Source organism: Pseudomonas alkylphenolica (assembly GCF_000746525.1).
Classification (GTDB): domain Bacteria; phylum Pseudomonadota; class Gammaproteobacteria; order Pseudomonadales; family Pseudomonadaceae; genus Aquipseudomonas; species Aquipseudomonas alkylphenolica.
In genome coordinates this window covers 3,959,101-3,973,679 of record NZ_CP009048.1, presented here as the reverse complement: position 1 = coordinate 3,973,679, position 14,579 = coordinate 3,959,101, and the positions used below count along the sequence as shown (strand labels likewise).

The window sequence follows — 14,579 nt, the reverse complement described above, 5'->3', positions numbered from 1 at the left end:
GCAGGTGATCTGGCGGGGGCCGGCAGCAGAGCCGCGCGCTTGATCTTGCTGAGAATAATTATAATTTGTATTATTCCAATCTGCCATCATTCAACTCCGCTCACCCAGAGCCGGGAAAACCCCGCGACGCCGCGGCCAGGTGCTGTGTTGGAAAACTACTATCGTGAACTGGTGAGTTTCCTCTGCGCCCGCCTGGGTAACCGTCAGGCGGCTGAAGACGTCGCCCATGATGCCTACACCCGCGTGCTGGAGCGCACGGCCGACAGCGACGTCGAGCATCCGCGGGCTTTCCTCTATCGTACGGCCCTGAACCTGGTGATCGATGGCCATCGCCGGGGTCTGTTGCGCCGGGCCGAGCCACTGGAAGTGCTCGACAGTGACGAACGCTTCTTTTCCCCGGCACCGTCCCAGGAGATGGAGCTGCGACAGCGCCTGGAGCTGATGCAGCGAGCCCTCGGTGAATTGAGCAAGCCCTGTCGCGACAGTTTTCTGTTGCGCAAGCTCGAAGGTCTGTCACATCAGGAAATCGCCGAACGTCTGGGTATTTCCCGCAGCCTGGTGGAAAAACACATCGTCAATGCGATGAAACACTGTCGTGTGCGCATGCGGCTTTGGGAGTCCTGATAGGCGCGCGTTAGTGGGGGAGTGTGAAAATTTCGTTGTGAGCGCGCTTGCTTTCTGCGGATTTCCCAACAACTATCAAGAAAGACCCTATATCTGGCGAAGTGCTCGCCTCCAGCCTGTAGTTGAGTTGTTGGCGCAGTTATGGTCAAGGAATGCCACTAACGCTCTCCAGCCTTGGTCATAGACGATGCCAAACAAATCACTGCGGATCCTGATCGCCGACGAGCATCCGATGCAATTGCTGCAGCTGGAGAAAATCCTCAATGGCATGGGCTACTATCGCATTGCTCCGGTCGAATCGTTTGAAGACCTGCAGCGCCTGGTATTGAGCGCACTGCAACCATTCAACCTGCTGGTGGGCAACATTGACCTGGCCAGTCATGTCGGGGTCGACCTGGAACGCTTTTGCCGGGGCAGCGCCCAGATCCAGCACGCCCTGCTGTACCAGTCCCAGCACCTGAAAGTGCCGGCCATTCCCAGCGCCCAGCGCGAAGCGGTGAATGTCAGTCTGCCCAAGGTCCCCGACGACGAGACCATGCATACCTTCATGGCGATCATCGATTCGCCGAAAGTCATAGGGCAGCTGCCGGGGGTGTTCGACCGGCCGTCTCCTGCGGGGTATTCACCGCGACGGATGAGTTTTGCGCCGTCGATTTTTTCCCGTCAATCCTGAACCGTGGCAACAGTTGGCGCACCCTTGTGGTGTGTTTTGCTATTCTCTGGCGTTCGCCCAGGCGCGCCGCAGAGCGCGTCGATGCCCATCGATTGACGGATGCCCTTATGACAGCCATCACGCCTGCGCCAGCGCTACGCCTGACGCGCAGCGATCACAAAACCCTGAGCCTGGCGGCATTGGGTGGCGCGCTGGAAATCTACGACTTCATCATCTTCGTGTTCTTCGCCCTGACCCTAAGCCAGTTGTTCTTCCCGCCGCAGATGCCCGAGTGGCTGCGTCTGTTGCAGAGTTTCGGGATCTTTGTCACCGGCTACCTGGCCAGACCCCTGGGCGGGATCCTGATGGCGCACTTTGCCGACCACCTGGGACGCAAGAAGGTCTTCAGCCTGAGTATCCTGATGATGGCCTTGCCTTGCCTGTTGATCGGGGTAATGCCGACCTATGCCGAAATCGGCTATTTCGCCCCGCTGATTCTGCTGGCACTGCGGATTTTCCAGGGGGCGGCGGTAGGCGGCGAAGTGCCCAGCGCCTGGGTGTTCGTTGCCGAGCACGCACCGGCCGGACGGCGCGGCTACGCCCTGGGCTTTCTCCAGGCAGGCCTGACTTTCGGCTACCTGCTTGGCGCCTTGACGGCCACGCTGCTGGCGCAACTGTTTACGCCACAAGAGATTCTCGACTACGCCTGGCGCTTCCCGTTCCTGTTGGGTGGGGTGTTCGGTGTAATTGGTGTATGGCTGCGCCGCTGGTTGAGCGAGACACCAGTGTTCCTGGCCTTGCGCGAGCGCCGCGAGCAGCCGGTAGCATTCCCGCTGCGCACGGTGTTGAGTGAGCACCGGCGGGCGCTGCTTCCTGCTGTGCTGCTGACCTGTGTGCTGACCTCGGCGGTGGTGGTGTTGGTGGTCATCACCCCGACGGTGATGCAGCAGCGCTTTGGCATGAGTGCCGGACACACCTTCGCGTTGAGCAGCATGGGCATCGTCTTTCTCAACATTGGTTGCGTGCTGGCCGGGCTGCTGGTCGACCGGATCGGCGCCTGGCGCGCGCTGATGTTCTACAGTCTGCTGCTGCCGCTGGGCATCGGTGCCCTGTATGCGAGCCTGGTGAGTGGTTGGCAGTGGCCCGGGCTGGCCTATGCCCTGGCAGGATTGGCCTGTGGCGTGGTCGGTGTGGTGCCGTCGGTGATGGTCGGGCTGTTCCCGGCACCGATCCGGGTGTCGGGGATTTCCTTTACCTACAACATCGCCTATGCGCTGTGGGCCAGTACTACACCGCTGATGCTGATTGCGTTGATGCCATGGAGCCCGTGGGTATGCGTAGTTTTCAGTCTGGTCATGGGTGTGGTCGGGCTGTTGACGGCGGTGTATTACGGGGCGCGGGAAACGCTTGGGTTTGAGGATCAGGCCGTACGCTGCTAAAACCAAACGATGTGCAATAAAAAGCCCCCTGGCCGCAAGGCGAGGGGGCTTTTTGTTGGCAGCCTGACTTACATGTTCGGGTAAGTCGGACCACCGGCGCCTTCCGGCGTTACCCAGGTAATGTTCTGCGAAGGGTCCTTGATGTCACAGGTCTTGCAGTGCACGCAGTTCTGGGCGTTGATCTGGAAGCGCTTGCTGCCGTCTTCCTGGGTGACCACTTCGTACACGCCGGCCGGGCAGTAGCGCTGGGCCGGTTCGTCGTACAGCGGCAGGTTGGTGCCGATCGGGATGTTCGCATCGGCCAGTTTCAGGTGGCACGGCTGCTCTTCTTCATGATTGGTGCTGGAGAGGAACACCGAGCTGAGCTTGTCGAAGCTCAGCTTGCCATCCGGTTTTGGATAGTCGATTTTTTTCGAGTCGGCGGCCAGCTTCAGGTAAGCGTAGTCCGGCTTGGTGTCGCGCAGGGTGAACGGCAGCTTGCCGCCGAACCAGTTCTGGTCGACGTAGTTGAACGCTGCACCGAAGATCGGGCCGAACTTGTGCATGGCCGGGCCGAAGTTACGGCTGGCGAACAGTTCTTCATACAGCCAGCTGGCCTTGAATGCTGCGACGTAGCTGTTGAGTTGGTCGCCGCCTTCGCTGCCGGCCAGCAGGGCGTCGGCCACCGCGTCGGCGGCGAGCATCCCGGACTTCATCGCGGTGTGGCTGCCCTTGATCTTGGCGAAGTTCAGGGTGCCCAGATCACAACCGATCAGCGCGCCACCGTTGAAGACCATCTTCGGCAGTGAGTTCAGGCCGCCCTTGCTGATGGCGCGGGCGCCGTAACTGATGCGCTTGCCGCCCTCGAGGTACTGGCTGATCACCGGGTGGTGCTTGAGGCGCTGGAACTCGTCGAATGGCGACAGATAGGCGTTGGAGTAGGACAGATCGACGATCAAGCCCACTACTACCTGGTTGTTTTCCAGGTGATAGAGGAACGAGCCGCCGGTGTTTTCCTTGGCCATGACATCCAGCGGCCAGCCAGCGGTGTGCACAACCAGACCTTGCTCGTGCTTGGCCGGATCGATTTCCCAGATTTCCTTCAGGCCGATGCCGTAGTGCTGGACGTCGGATTCGTTGTCCAGGTTGAAGCGTTTGATCAGTTGCTTGCCGATGTGGCCGCGGCAGCCTTCGGCAAACAGGGTGTACTTGCCGCGCAGCTCCATGCCCGGGGTGTACAAGCCTTCTTTCGGGTTGCCTTCACGGTCGACACCCAGGTCGCCGGTGATGATCCCGCGGACTACGCCGTTCTCGTCGAACAGGGCTTCCTGGGCGGCGAAGCCAGGGTAGATCTCCACGCCCAGGTTCTCGGCCTGCTGGGCCAGCCAGCGGCACAGGTTGCCCAGGGAGATGATGTAGTTGCCTTCGTTGTGCATGGTCTTGGGCACGAACAGGTCAGGGACCTTGATCGAGCTGCCAGCATCCTTGAGCACGTAGATGTCGTCGCGTTTGACTTCGGTGTTGAGCGGGGCGCCGAGCTCTTTCCAGTCCGGGAACAGTTCGTTCAGGGCACGCGGTTCGAAGACCGCGCCGGAGAGGATGTGGGCACCGACTTCCGAGCCTTTCTCGACCACGCAGACGCTGATTTCGTTACCGGCTTCGGCGGCCTTCTGCTTCAGTCGGCAGGCGGCGGACAGGCCAGCCGGGCCAGCGCCGACAATGACCACGTCGAATTCCATGTATTCGCGTTCCACAGGTTCTCTCCTACTCAAGGCTCATCGGTTTTTCTTTGTTGGCGGGTGTCAGGCGGTCATTTTTCGGTACGTGTAAGCTGTAGCTCGAGTGATGACGGACTACACCGCTTTCTCTTGGCCGCGCATTATATCTACACCACTCACGGGGTCCAATACAAACGTTTGTTTGAATTTGCCGCAGGCCAGTAAAATCAAAGACGCACGGCGTGAATCTGACCGGTTTGCCGTATTGACCGGATTGGGCGTTACGGTCAAGATACGAGCGGTTTTGCGCTCGCCGTAGGCTGACCGCCGGATGCAGGTGCACCCCTAAAAACCAGGCGAAAAGCAGGGCAGCTGGGCCGCGGGCCGCTTTGTAGTGGAGTTTACACACCACGACAGAAAATGACTCACGGGTTTTGCTGTTGCAAGGTCGAATTGGGACTGCTGGGTCAGGGTTAAATTCTATCGGCTGCAATCGTTTTTAGAGGTGCCCTTGTACCCACGCGCAATCGCCGGGTTTGCCCCAGGCGACATTCTTTTCACCGGAGAGTAACGAGGAATCCATGAAGGTTCTTGTAGCTGTCAAACGAGTGGTCGACTATAACGTCAAGGTTCGCGTCAAGGCGGACAACTCCGGCGTCGACCTTGCTAACGTCAAGATGTCCATGAACCCCTTCTGCGAAATCGCCGTAGAAGAAGCCGTACGCCTGAAAGAAAAAGGCGTTGCGAGCGAGATCGTCGTCGTTACCGTCGGCCCGGCCACTGCCCAGGAGCAACTGCGTACCGCGCTGGCACTGGGTGCCGACCGTGCCGTGCTGGTCGAGTCCGCAGAAGAGCTGACCTCGCTGGCCGTGGCCAAACTGCTCAAGGCGGTGGTCGACAAAGAACAGCCTCAGCTGGTGATCCTTGGCAAGCAAGCGATCGACAGCGACAACAACCAGACCGGCCAGATGCTGGCGGCGCTGACTGGCTTCGCTCAAGGCACTTTCGCCTCCAAGGTTGAAGTGGCTGGCGACAAGGTCAACGTTACCCGTGAAATCGACGGCGGCCTGCAGACCGTTGCGCTGAACCTGCCAGCGATCGTCACCACCGACCTGCGCCTGAACGAGCCGCGTTACGCGTCGCTGCCGAACATCATGAAGGCCAAGAAAAAGCCGCTGGAAACCGTTACTCCAGACGCGCTGGGCGTTTCCACCGCCTCCACCAACAAGACCCTGAAAGTCGAAGCGCCAGCTGCACGCAGCGCGGGTATCAAGGTCAAGTCGGTTGCTGAACTGGTCGAGAAACTGAAGAACGAGGCGAAGGTAATCTAAATGACTATCCTGGTTATCGCTGAACACGAAAACGGTGCCGTTGCCCCGGCCACCCTGAACACTGTTGCTGCTGCCGCCAAGATCGGTGGCGACATCCACGTGCTGGTCGCTGGCCAGAATGTCGGTGGCGTTGCTGAAGCTGCAGCCAAGATCGCTGGCGTTGCCAAGGTGCTGGTTGCCGATAACGCCGCTTACGCGCACCAACTGCCGGAAAACGTCGCGCCGCTGGTAGCCGAGCTGGGCAAGGGCTACAGCCACGTGCTGGCACCTGCTACCTCCAACGGCAAGAACATCCTGCCACGCGTTGCTGCGCTGCTGGACGTTGACCAGATCTCCGAGATCATCTCGGTGGAATCGGCTGACACCTTCAAGCGTCCGATCTATGCCGGTAACGCCATTGCCACCGTGCAATCGAATGCTGCCGTCAAAGTCATCACCGTACGCTCCACCGGCTTTGACGCCGTTGCAGCTGAAGGTGGTTCGGCTGCAGTTGAAGCTGTTGCTGCTGCTCACGACGCTGGCAAATCGGCGTTCGTTGGCGAAGAACTGGCCAAGTCCGATCGTCCAGAACTGACCGCTGCCAAGATCGTCGTCTCGGGCGGGCGTGGCATGCAGAACGGTGACAACTTCAAACACCTGTACGCCCTGGCTGACAAGCTGGGCGCCGCAGTGGGTGCTTCGCGCGCCGCAGTCGACGCAGGTTTCGTACCGAACGACATGCAGGTCGGCCAGACCGGCAAGATCGTTGCGCCACAGCTGTACATTGCCGTCGGTATCTCCGGCGCGATCCAGCACCTGGCCGGCATGAAAGACTCCAAAGTGATCGTTGCGATCAACAAGGACGAAGAAGCACCGATCTTCCAGGTGGCCGATTACGGACTGGTCGCTGACCTGTTCGAAGCCATCCCTGAGCTGGAGAAGCTGGTTTAATCCAGCCGCTTCACTTATAAAAGAGCCCGATCCGTTCGGGCTGTGCAGGCCTGCCTTGCACAGCCCGGCCGATCGGGCTTTTTCATTCTGGGTACACAGGGTAGGGAGGGGTTGCATGGGATGGCATGGCCGGATCAACACGGCGCTGGTGTTCGCTACGCTGCTGATGCCGTTGCCGGCGTGGGCCGTAGGCAAATGTGAGCGGCTGGTGGCTACCGGCAGCCCTGACGCTCCGCCTTATTCCTGGCGCGATCCGCAAGACCCCAAACACCTGATCGGCGCCAACGTCGACCTGTTCAAGCAGGTCGCCGGCGAGTTGGGGCTGAAGGTTGAAGTGCTCGATAGCGGAACGCGCAACCAGGCGCTGGAAGAGGTGCGTAGCGGTCGTGTGGATCTGCTGATTGATTCGCCCTTCGCCGTGGCTGAGCTCACTGCGGTGGACTATGTACACCCGTCGTTGCTAAGCAATGAGTACGTGGTCTGGACCCGCCACGATTCATCATTGGTCTACGACACCTTGTCCGATCTGCGCGAGCATCAGGGCAGTGTTTCGGAAAAAGCGCGCCTTACCCCCGAATTTTCAGCCTACGCCAAGAGCCAGTTGCGGCTGACGCCAGCGCAGAATCTGACCCAGGCGTTCCAGAAGCTGTTGCTGGGCCAGGTCGACTATGTGCTGGCTGGACGTTATGCCGGTATGGCCATGGCTCAGACCCTGGGCATGAGCAATGCGTTGATCGCCCGCGGCTTGCCTCTGGATCGCCCTGGACTGTATTTGGCGCTTTCGCATAATTCGGCATGCAATGACGCCTGGTTGCGCGGACAACTGGCAAAAAAGCTGACAGAATTGCCGGCCTCCGGCGTGTCCCAGGCGGTACTGCAACGTAATGTCGAGCGCTGGAAGGCGCAGATGCAGGTACCGCTGGATGCCCCTAAACAGTAGGAAGATTGTGTGAGAACTCATTCACTATTCGCCGCCCTGGCGCTGCTGGCCCTGGCTGGATGCGCCAATGACCCGGCCCCCAATGAACAGCTGCGCCTGTCCGAACAGGCGCTGGCGCAGGCCAAGGCCGTCGGTGCGACCGATGAGGTGGCAGAGCTGAAGCTGGCCGAAGACAAAATGGCCCGGGCCCAGGTCAACATGAGCCATGAGGCTTATCGTGATGCACGCATGCGCGCTGAACAGGCCGAGCTCGACGCGCGCCTGGCCGAGGCGCGCGTGTTGACCAGCAAAAGCAAAGAGCAGCTCGACCTGCTGCAATCGCGGGTCAATCGCCTGCGTAAACAGTTGGGAGAACAGCCGTGAGTTCGATCAAACCTATGGCAGCCTTGCTGCTGCTCGGACTCGTCGGTCTGCACGGTTGCGCCAGTCAGCGCAGCGAGACGGCACTGGATGAAGCGACGGCCAAATTCCAGACCGTCAAGGACGATTCCGATGTGCTGCGCAGTGCACCACGCGATGTCATTCGAGCAGGTGAGTCGCTGGCGCGGGCCGACCGGCTATCCAGCTACTTCGGAACCGGCGCCGATGTGCGCCACTACGCCTACCTGAGCCAGCGTTACAGTGATATTGCCCGTGAGCACAGCAATCTGGTGCTTAACCAGGAGCGTCTGGCCAAGCTTGAGCTTGAGCGTCAACGCCTGCAGCTGGCGCTGCGTGAGGCCAAGCTTGCCAGTGTGCAGCAGCAGGGCAAGTGGCTGGAGGCGCAGATTGTCAGCCTGGCCACCACCCAGAGCGATCGCGGCCTGGTCATGACGTTGGGCGATGTTCTGTTCGACACCGGTCGCGCCGAGTTGAAGAATTCGGCCAATCGAACCGTGCTCAAGCTCGTGCAGTTCCTGCAGCTCAACCCCAAGCGTGTCGTGCGTATCGAGGGTTACACCGACAGCACGGGTGCTGCGGAGGACAACCTCAAGTTGTCCCGCGACCGGGCGCAGGCGGTGGCGGACATGCTGGTCGATCTTGGGGTCGACGAAAAGCGCATTCAGGTCGAAGGCTATGGCGACCAGTACCCGGTCGAAGCCAACGCTTCGGAGCGGGGCAGGGCGCAGAACCGTCGCGTCGAGATCGTCTTTTCCGACGAAAAGGGCAAGCTTGGCGCCGCGCGCTAACACCCTCTGAAAAACCCGGTGAGTACCGCTCACCGGGTTTTTTTATGGGCGTCGGAAAGTGCCGGCAGGGGGCTGTCACACAACTGTATTGTCGACTATTCTGCAATCTGTCCCAGTACACTTTGCAACTGTTCCGGTATTCTGACTCAATCATCGAGTCGTACAAAAATAACTACATTGCCTGCGTGTCGAGAACCGATCATGACCAACCTGCTGCTCTATCAGCGTATCGCCCAGCAACTGGCCGAAGACATCCGCCGTGGTGTCTATCAACCGGGTGAGCGGGTGCCGTCGGTGCGCAAGATGAGTTCGCAGCTCAACGTCAGTCATGCCACGGTGTTGCAGGCCTATGCCAACCTGGAAGACCAGGGGTTGATCCGGGCTCGTCCGCAGTCTGGCTATTATGTGCACCAGACCCCGGCATTGACTGCGCAGACCCCGGATATCGCCCGGGTCGAGCGCCCCGGTCTGGTCACTCGCAGCAGCATCATCCAGCAAGTGCTGACCGAAGCGCGGCGCGACGGCGTGTTCCCGTTCGGGGCGGCGGTGCCCCATGTCGACTACTTACCGGTGCGGGCCCTGCATCAACAATTGGCCAAGGTCACCCGTTTCCATAGCCCGCGGGCGTTCAGCTATATGTTCAGCCCGGGCTTTGAACCGTTGCGCCGGCAGATCGCCATCCGCATGCGTGATGCCGGCGTGGTGGTTGACCCCAGCGAGGTGGTGGTCACCCATGGCTGTGTCGATGCGTTGCAGATGTCGCTGCGGGTGTTGACCAAGCCGGGTGACCTGATCGCCGCCGAGTCGCCGACATATTATGGCTTGCTGCAACTGGCAGATCTGTTGGGGCTGAAGGTCATCGAGATTCCCAGCGATCCGTCGACCGGTATCAGCCTGGAAGCGCTGCAGCTTGCGGCCAACCAGTGGTCGATCAAGGCGTTGGTATTGACCGCGCGGCTGAGCAATCCGCTCGGTGGCACTATCCCGGAAGATCGGCAGAAGCAATTGCTGCGTCTGGCTTCGGACTTCGATATCCAGATTGTCGAAGACGATATTTATGGCGAACTGATGTTCGAGCAGGGCAAGACCAAGGCGCTCAAGGCGTTTGATCGCCTGGGGCGGGTGATTTACTGCTCGAGCTTTTCCAAGACCTTGTCGCCCGGGGTGCGTATCGGCTGGATGATTGCCGGTAAATACCAGGCGGAAATCCAGCGCTTGCAGACTTTCACCACGCACTCGGCCTGCAGTGTGACGCAGATGGGAGTGGCCTCATATCTTGAGAACGGCGGCTATGACCGGCACTTGCGTTACATCCGCCAGGAGTACCGGAAGAACCTCAGCGCTTATCAGTTGGCGGTGCAGCAGCATTTCCCTGAAGGCACGCAGATGACCCGGCCGACCGGCGGTTTCATTCTCTGGGTGAGCCTGCCTGGGCGGGTCAATACCCAGGAGCTGCATGTACGGGCGCTGCAGCAGGGGATCAGTATCGCGCCGGGGCTGATTTTCAGTAATACCGAGCAGTTCAACCACTGTATCCGCCTGAACTGCGGAATTCCCTGGAACCGCGAAGCGGAACGCGCCTTGATGACCCTGGGGCTGTTGGCCAGTCAGCTGTGTCAGGAGTCGGGGGCGGCAAACTTTTTCTAGCTGTTATGCCATAAACTTGCCAGCCCTCTCGGGAACGAGGAGCATATAGCTCTTTGCGGATGATTTTCGGTGTCTATGAAAGCCTTGTCTCGGGTTGGCCTGTTCCTGTCATTGCTGGGTCTTCTGGCAGGCACCGGGAATGCTGTGGCCCAGACGCCACCTGCCGCGACACCAGGCAAGCCGGCCAGCACTTCGACAAAAGCCAAGCCGAACGTCCAGCAAAAGCAGGTCAAGCCGGCACCGGTGAGTAAAAAGCCGGCTGCCAAACCGGTCCGGCATAAAGCGGCAAAGTCATCCAGGGCTGCCCCGGCACCCTTGCCGAGAGCCAAAGTGGACCTGCGTTTGCCGGTCGAAATGGTCAAGGACCTCAAGCCGGCGACCCAGGATCCGGTGTCTACGCCCAAGCCTCTGCTGCCTTACCTGTTTGGCGAGAAGCCTCCTGCCGACAGCCCGTTTCAGCTCAACGGTCGCCTGCTGAGCAACGAAATGCAGTTGCAGCTGCGTAATGATGCGCGCCAGCAGGATATCGAGGGTGCGGCGATCGAGTTCGAGTTCAAGCAGTAGTTGTCGCACTGACCCGTCAGTCATGGCGGGTCAGGTCAGTTTTCATGTTTCCAGCAATTTCAAACGACCGTTTAAGCGGTTACTATTCCGATTCATTGATCATTTGCTGTGCCGAGGATTCTGTTGTCATGAACTGCCGTGAAGGATGTGGCGCTTGCTGCATCGCGCCCTCCATCAGCTCACCGATTCCCGGTATGCCCAAGGGCAAGCCGGCGGGTGAGCGCTGCTTGCATCTGTCGCTCGCCAATCTGTGCGGGTTGTTCGGCAAGCCCGAACGCCCCGCGGTGTGTGGCGGCTTCAAGGCTGATGTGGAAGTGTGCGGCAGCGATCGCGATGAGGCGATCAGGATCCTCGGATGGCTGGAGCAAATGACGGCGGCTTGAAACGTGGATCTTCGACAATAAGGAACAACAGAATGGGATCGTTTAAGCAAGTGGCACTGATCATGGGTCTTAGCGCGGCGCTGCTGCCGCTGGCCCAGGCCGAGGACTGGAAGCAGGCCAAGAACGAAGACGGGATCAAGGTCGATCTGACTGAGGTTGCCGGTTCCGACTACAAGGCCTATCGCGGCGTAACGTTGATCAAGGCGCCGCTGGCAAAAGTCAGGGCCCTGCAGGAAGACGTCGTGGGTGCTTGCGCCTGGATTCATGAGTGCAAGTCGCAAAAGCTGCTCAAGGCCGAGGGCAATCAGAGTTGGACCTACACCCAGTTCAATACGCCATGGCCGGTCACCCCGCGCGACTCCATTCTGCACGTCACCACCACTGAGGAAGCGGATGGCAGCTTGACCCGCAAACTTGAAGGTGTGCCGAAGTATCTGCCTGAAGAAAAAGGCTTTGTGCGCGTGGCCAAGGTTCAGGGTTTCTGGAAGCTGCAGCCCAAGGACGGTGGTACCGAGGTGACGTACCAGGTGCACACCGAGCCAGGTGGCAGCGTGCCGTCGATGGTGGCGAACAAGTTTGTCGTGGATGCGCCGTTCAATACCTTGAAAGCGTTGAAGGCGAAGGCTGAGAAGCCTTGATTTGAGGTGTACAGTTGATCGAGGCTTGTGATTTTCGGTGACTGTATCCCTGTGGGAGCGGGCTTGCCCCGCGATTGCGGTGTGTCAGTCCAAATCGCGATCGCGGGGCAAGCCCGCCCCCACCGCAATAAAAAAGGCTGCCCGAGGGCAGCCTTTTTTCGTGTTCAGCGCAGGGCTTACTTGCGGTCTTCCAGCTTGGTAATGTCACGCGACTCGTAGCCGGTGTACAGCTGGCGTGGACGGCCAATCTTGTACGGGCTGGAGAGCATTTCTTTCCAGTGCGAGATCCAGCCGACGGTACGCGCCAGGGCGAAGATCACGGTGAACATGCTGGTCGGAATGCCGATCGCCTTGAGGATGATCCCCGAGTAGAAGTCGACGTTCGGGTACAGCGAGCGCTCGATGAAGTACGGATCGGTCAGGGCGATCTCTTCCAGGCGCATGGCCAGTTCCAGCTGCGGGTCGTTCTTGATGCCCAGCTCGCGCAGGACTTCGTCGCAGGTCTGCTTCATTACGGTGGCACGTGGGTCACGGTTCTTGTAGACGCGGTGACCGAAGCCCATCAACTTGAACGGATCGTTCTTGTCTTTGGCCTTGGCGATGAACTTGTCGATGTTCGAGACATCGCCGATTTCATCGAGCATGGTCAGTACGGCTTCGTTGGCGCCGCCATGTGCCGGGCCCCAGAGTGCAGCGATACCGGCAGCGATACAGGCGAACGGGTTGGCACCCGAGGAGCCTGCCAGACGGACGGTGGAGGTCGATGCGTTCTGTTCGTGGTCGGCGTGGAGGATGAAAATCCGGTCCATTGCCTTGGCCAGTACCGGGCTGATCGGTTTGATCTCGCACGGGGTGTTGAACATCATGTGCAGGAAGTTTTCCGCGTACGACAGGTCGTTGCGCGGGTACATCATGGGTTGACCCATGGAGTACTTGTACACCATCGCCGCCAGGGTCGGCATCTTGGCGACCAGGCGAACCGCAGAGATTTCGCGGTGCTGCGGGTTATTGATGTCCAGCGAGTCGTGGTAGAACGCCGACAGGGCGCCGACCACGCCGCACATGACGGCCATCGGGTGGGCGTCGCGGCGGAAGCCGTTGAAGAAGGATTTCAACTGCTCGTGCACCATGGTGTGATTCTTCACGGTGCTGACGAACTGGGCCTTCTGCTCGGCATTCGGCAGTTCGCCGTTGAGCAGCAGGTAGCAGGTCTCGAGGTAATCGGATTTTTCAGCGAGCTGTTCGATCGGATAGCCGCGGTGCAGCAGGATACCCTTGTCGCCGTCGATATAAGTGATCTTCGACTCGCAGGATGCGGTCGCCATGAAACCAGGGTCGAAAGTGAAGTGACCCGTGGCCCCCAACCCTCTAACGTCGATAACATCGGGACCAACGGTGCCGGTTAAAATGGGCAGCTCGACGGGGGCTGCGCCCTCGATGACCAACTGCGCTTTTTTGTCAGCCATGTGGCCTCCTATTAATGCTTGAAATCATCAGACAGACCCCCCACGCAGGGCCCGCACCACTATAGTGAGATAAATTCGAATGTCAATTTGCCTAAAGCACGGTTGTAAAGGGCTTTGGGCACGGTTTTTCCTCGAAATTGCCGTCCGTTTACGCCTTTTATCCGCTAAAGGCAATGCGCTATTTGGGCTAGGGCCTTGCGTTGTCATTAGTAGCCTAACTGTCTATAATCGGCCCCCGACCGCCAGGGGCTTGCAAGCCCGTGTTGCTGGGGTCGTCACTCCCTGGGTGGTGGGTACCTGACCAGTACACTTACCAACAACTTTGCCCTGCTTGCTAGGGGCTCTTCAGTGTGAAAAAAGCCGTGAAAAGCCAACGACCTGTAAACCTAGACCTAAGGACCATCAAACTCCCCATTACCGGCGTTACGTCATTTCTTCACCGTGTATCCGGCATCATCCTCTTCCTGGGCCTTGGCATCATGCTTTATGCATTGGGCAAATCCCTGGGTTCGGAGGAAGGTTTCGCCGAGGTGAAGGCATGCTTGACCAGTCCGCTGGCCAAGTTCGTGGCATGGGGCCTCCTGTCCGCCTTGCTGTATCACTTGGTAGCCGGTGTGCGCCACTTGATCATGGACATGGGCATCGGTGAAACGCTGGAAGGCGGCCGACTGGGCTCGAAAATTATCATCGCCGTTTCCGTGGTGGTGATTGTGCTGGCAGGAGTTTGGATATGGTAACCAACGTCACGAACCTCTCGCGTTCGGGCCTCTATGACTGGATGGCGCAGCGCGTTTCTGCGGTCGTTCTCGCGGCTTATTTCATTTTCCTGATTGGATACCTGGTCGCGCACCCGGGCATCGAGTTTGCCCAGTGGCACGCTCTGTTCTCCAACAACGCGATGCGTATTTTCAGTCTGCTGGCACTGGTTGCCCTGGGCGCTCACGCCTGGGTCGGCATGTGGACCATTGCTACCGACTACCTGACGCCGATGGCGCTGGGCAAGTCGGCGACTGCCGTACGTTTCCTGTTCCAGGCGGTATGTGGTGTCGCGATGTTCGCGTACTTCGTCTGGGGTGTGCAGATTCTCTGGGGTATCTGA

At 59.4% G+C, this 14,579-nt stretch carries 16 protein-coding genes; 14 read left to right on the top strand and 2 right to left on the bottom strand.

Going from position 1 to position 14,579, the window contains the following annotated elements; all coding sequences use genetic code 11:
• Positions 1 to 147: 147 nt before the first annotated feature.
• The 3 genes from PSAKL28_RS18220 to PSAKL28_RS18210 all read left to right on the top strand — a co-directional run bounded on the left by PSAKL28_RS18220 (position 148) and on the right by PSAKL28_RS18210 (position 2,715).
• On the top strand, positions 148 to 624 hold the full coding sequence (locus PSAKL28_RS18220) for a sigma-70 family RNA polymerase sigma factor (protein ID WP_038613140.1): 477 nt from the start codon (positions 148 to 150) through the stop codon (positions 622 to 624).
• Positions 625 to 811: 187 nt separating this feature from the next.
• Positions 812 to 1,297, top strand: coding sequence for a hypothetical protein (locus PSAKL28_RS18215; RefSeq protein ID WP_038613138.1), 486 nt, complete (start codon positions 812 to 814; stop codon positions 1,295 to 1,297).
• 107 nt (positions 1,298 to 1,404) lie between these two features.
• A complete protein-coding gene (locus PSAKL28_RS18210) occupies positions 1,405 to 2,715 on the top strand; it encodes an MFS transporter (protein ID WP_038613136.1) in 1,311 nt (436 codons plus the stop codon).
• 68 nt (positions 2,716 to 2,783) lie between these two features.
• Here PSAKL28_RS18210 and PSAKL28_RS18205 read toward each other — a convergent pair whose 3' ends face one another.
• The gene (locus PSAKL28_RS18205) at positions 2,784 to 4,448 is read right to left on the bottom strand and encodes an electron transfer flavoprotein-ubiquinone oxidoreductase (protein ID WP_038613134.1); all 1,665 of its coding nucleotides are present in this window, start codon (positions 4,446 to 4,448) and stop codon (positions 2,784 to 2,786) included.
• Between the two features lie 545 nt (positions 4,449 to 4,993).
• Between PSAKL28_RS18205 and PSAKL28_RS18200 the strand changes: the two genes are divergently transcribed.
• The 9 genes from PSAKL28_RS18200 to PSAKL28_RS18160 all read left to right on the top strand — a co-directional run bounded on the left by PSAKL28_RS18200 (position 4,994) and on the right by PSAKL28_RS18160 (position 12,014).
• The gene (locus PSAKL28_RS18200; protein ID WP_009396278.1) at positions 4,994 to 5,743 is read left to right on the top strand and encodes an electron transfer flavoprotein subunit beta/FixA family protein; all 750 of its coding nucleotides are present in this window, start codon (positions 4,994 to 4,996) and stop codon (positions 5,741 to 5,743) included.
• Positions 5,744 to 6,673: an electron transfer flavoprotein subunit alpha/FixB family protein gene (locus tag PSAKL28_RS18195; protein WP_038613131.1), complete on the top strand. Its 930-nt coding sequence runs from the start codon at positions 5,744 to 5,746 to the stop codon at positions 6,671 to 6,673.
• A gap of 115 nt (positions 6,674 to 6,788) precedes the next feature.
• Complete coding sequence (locus PSAKL28_RS18190) at positions 6,789 to 7,613, top strand: substrate-binding periplasmic protein (RefSeq protein WP_051939474.1); 825 nt, start codon at positions 6,789 to 6,791, stop codon at positions 7,611 to 7,613.
• Positions 7,614 to 7,622: 9 nt separating this feature from the next.
• Positions 7,623 to 7,976 carry a DUF4398 domain-containing protein gene (locus PSAKL28_RS18185; protein WP_038613130.1) on the top strand — a complete coding sequence of 118 codons (354 nt, stop codon included), beginning with the start codon at positions 7,623 to 7,625 and terminating at the stop codon, positions 7,974 to 7,976.
• A gap of 14 nt (positions 7,977 to 7,990) precedes the next feature.
• Positions 7,991 to 8,782, top strand: a complete 792-nt coding sequence (locus PSAKL28_RS18180; RefSeq protein ID WP_038616863.1) for an OmpA family protein — start codon at positions 7,991 to 7,993, stop codon at positions 8,780 to 8,782.
• Positions 8,783 to 8,983: 201 nt separating this feature from the next.
• On the top strand, positions 8,984 to 10,429 hold the full coding sequence (locus tag PSAKL28_RS18175) for an aminotransferase-like domain-containing protein (protein ID WP_038613128.1): 1,446 nt from the start codon (positions 8,984 to 8,986) through the stop codon (positions 10,427 to 10,429).
• A gap of 75 nt (positions 10,430 to 10,504) precedes the next feature.
• Positions 10,505 to 10,993, top strand: a complete 489-nt coding sequence (locus PSAKL28_RS18170) for a hypothetical protein (RefSeq protein ID WP_051939472.1) — start codon at positions 10,505 to 10,507, stop codon at positions 10,991 to 10,993.
• Positions 10,994 to 11,121: 128 nt separating this feature from the next.
• Positions 11,122 to 11,376: a YkgJ family cysteine cluster protein gene (locus tag PSAKL28_RS18165; protein ID WP_038613126.1), complete on the top strand. Its 255-nt coding sequence runs from the start codon at positions 11,122 to 11,124 to the stop codon at positions 11,374 to 11,376.
• Positions 11,377 to 11,408: 32 nt separating this feature from the next.
• Complete coding sequence (locus tag PSAKL28_RS18160; RefSeq protein ID WP_038613124.1) at positions 11,409 to 12,014, top strand: START domain-containing protein; 606 nt, start codon at positions 11,409 to 11,411, stop codon at positions 12,012 to 12,014.
• Between the two features lie 176 nt (positions 12,015 to 12,190).
• On the opposite strand, the gene gltA is transcribed toward PSAKL28_RS18160, so the two are convergent.
• Positions 12,191 to 13,480, bottom strand: a complete 1,290-nt coding sequence (gene gltA, locus PSAKL28_RS18155; RefSeq protein ID WP_038613122.1) for a citrate synthase — start codon at positions 13,478 to 13,480, stop codon at positions 12,191 to 12,193.
• A gap of 350 nt (positions 13,481 to 13,830) precedes the next feature.
• Between gltA and sdhC the strand changes: the two genes are divergently transcribed.
• Together sdhC and sdhD are read left to right on the top strand one after the other, a co-directional pair.
• Positions 13,831 to 14,217: a succinate dehydrogenase, cytochrome b556 subunit gene (gene sdhC / locus PSAKL28_RS18150; protein ID WP_174446946.1), complete on the top strand. Its 387-nt coding sequence runs from the start codon at positions 13,831 to 13,833 to the stop codon at positions 14,215 to 14,217.
• Positions 14,211 to 14,579, top strand: a complete 369-nt coding sequence (gene sdhD, locus PSAKL28_RS18145; RefSeq protein WP_028945358.1) for a succinate dehydrogenase, hydrophobic membrane anchor protein — start codon at positions 14,211 to 14,213, stop codon at positions 14,577 to 14,579. Before sdhC ends, sdhD begins: the two co-directional genes overlap by 7 nt.

Bases quoted from the DNA above. Each gene is read 5' to 3' on its own strand.
- PSAKL28_RS18180 (WP_038616863.1), top strand. From the start codon at position 7,991: ATGGCAGCCTTGCTGCTGCTCGGACTCGTCGGTCTGCACGGTTGCGCC.
- PSAKL28_RS18200 (WP_009396278.1), top strand. From the start codon at position 4,994: ATGAAGGTTCTTGTAGCTGTCAAACGAGTGGTCGACTATAACGTCAAG.
- PSAKL28_RS18215 (WP_038613138.1), top strand. From the start codon at position 812: ATGCCAAACAAATCACTGCGGATCCTGATCGCCGACGAGCATCCGATG.
- PSAKL28_RS18190 (WP_051939474.1), top strand. From the start codon at position 6,789: ATGGGATGGCATGGCCGGATCAACACGGCGCTGGTGTTCGCTACGCTG.
- PSAKL28_RS18170 (WP_051939472.1), top strand. From the start codon at position 10,505: ATGAAAGCCTTGTCTCGGGTTGGCCTGTTCCTGTCATTGCTGGGTCTT.
- sdhD (WP_028945358.1), top strand. From the start codon at position 14,211: ATGGTAACCAACGTCACGAACCTCTCGCGTTCGGGCCTCTATGACTGG.
- PSAKL28_RS18160 (WP_038613124.1), top strand. From the start codon at position 11,409: ATGGGATCGTTTAAGCAAGTGGCACTGATCATGGGTCTTAGCGCGGCG.
- gltA (WP_038613122.1), bottom strand. From the start codon at position 13,480: ATGGCTGACAAAAAAGCGCAGTTGGTCATCGAGGGCGCAGCCCCCGTC.
- PSAKL28_RS18210 (WP_038613136.1), top strand. From the start codon at position 1,405: ATGACAGCCATCACGCCTGCGCCAGCGCTACGCCTGACGCGCAGCGAT.
- PSAKL28_RS18175 (WP_038613128.1), top strand. From the start codon at position 8,984: ATGACCAACCTGCTGCTCTATCAGCGTATCGCCCAGCAACTGGCCGAA.
- PSAKL28_RS18195 (WP_038613131.1), top strand. From the start codon at position 5,744: ATGACTATCCTGGTTATCGCTGAACACGAAAACGGTGCCGTTGCCCCG.
- PSAKL28_RS18165 (WP_038613126.1), top strand. From the start codon at position 11,122: ATGAACTGCCGTGAAGGATGTGGCGCTTGCTGCATCGCGCCCTCCATC.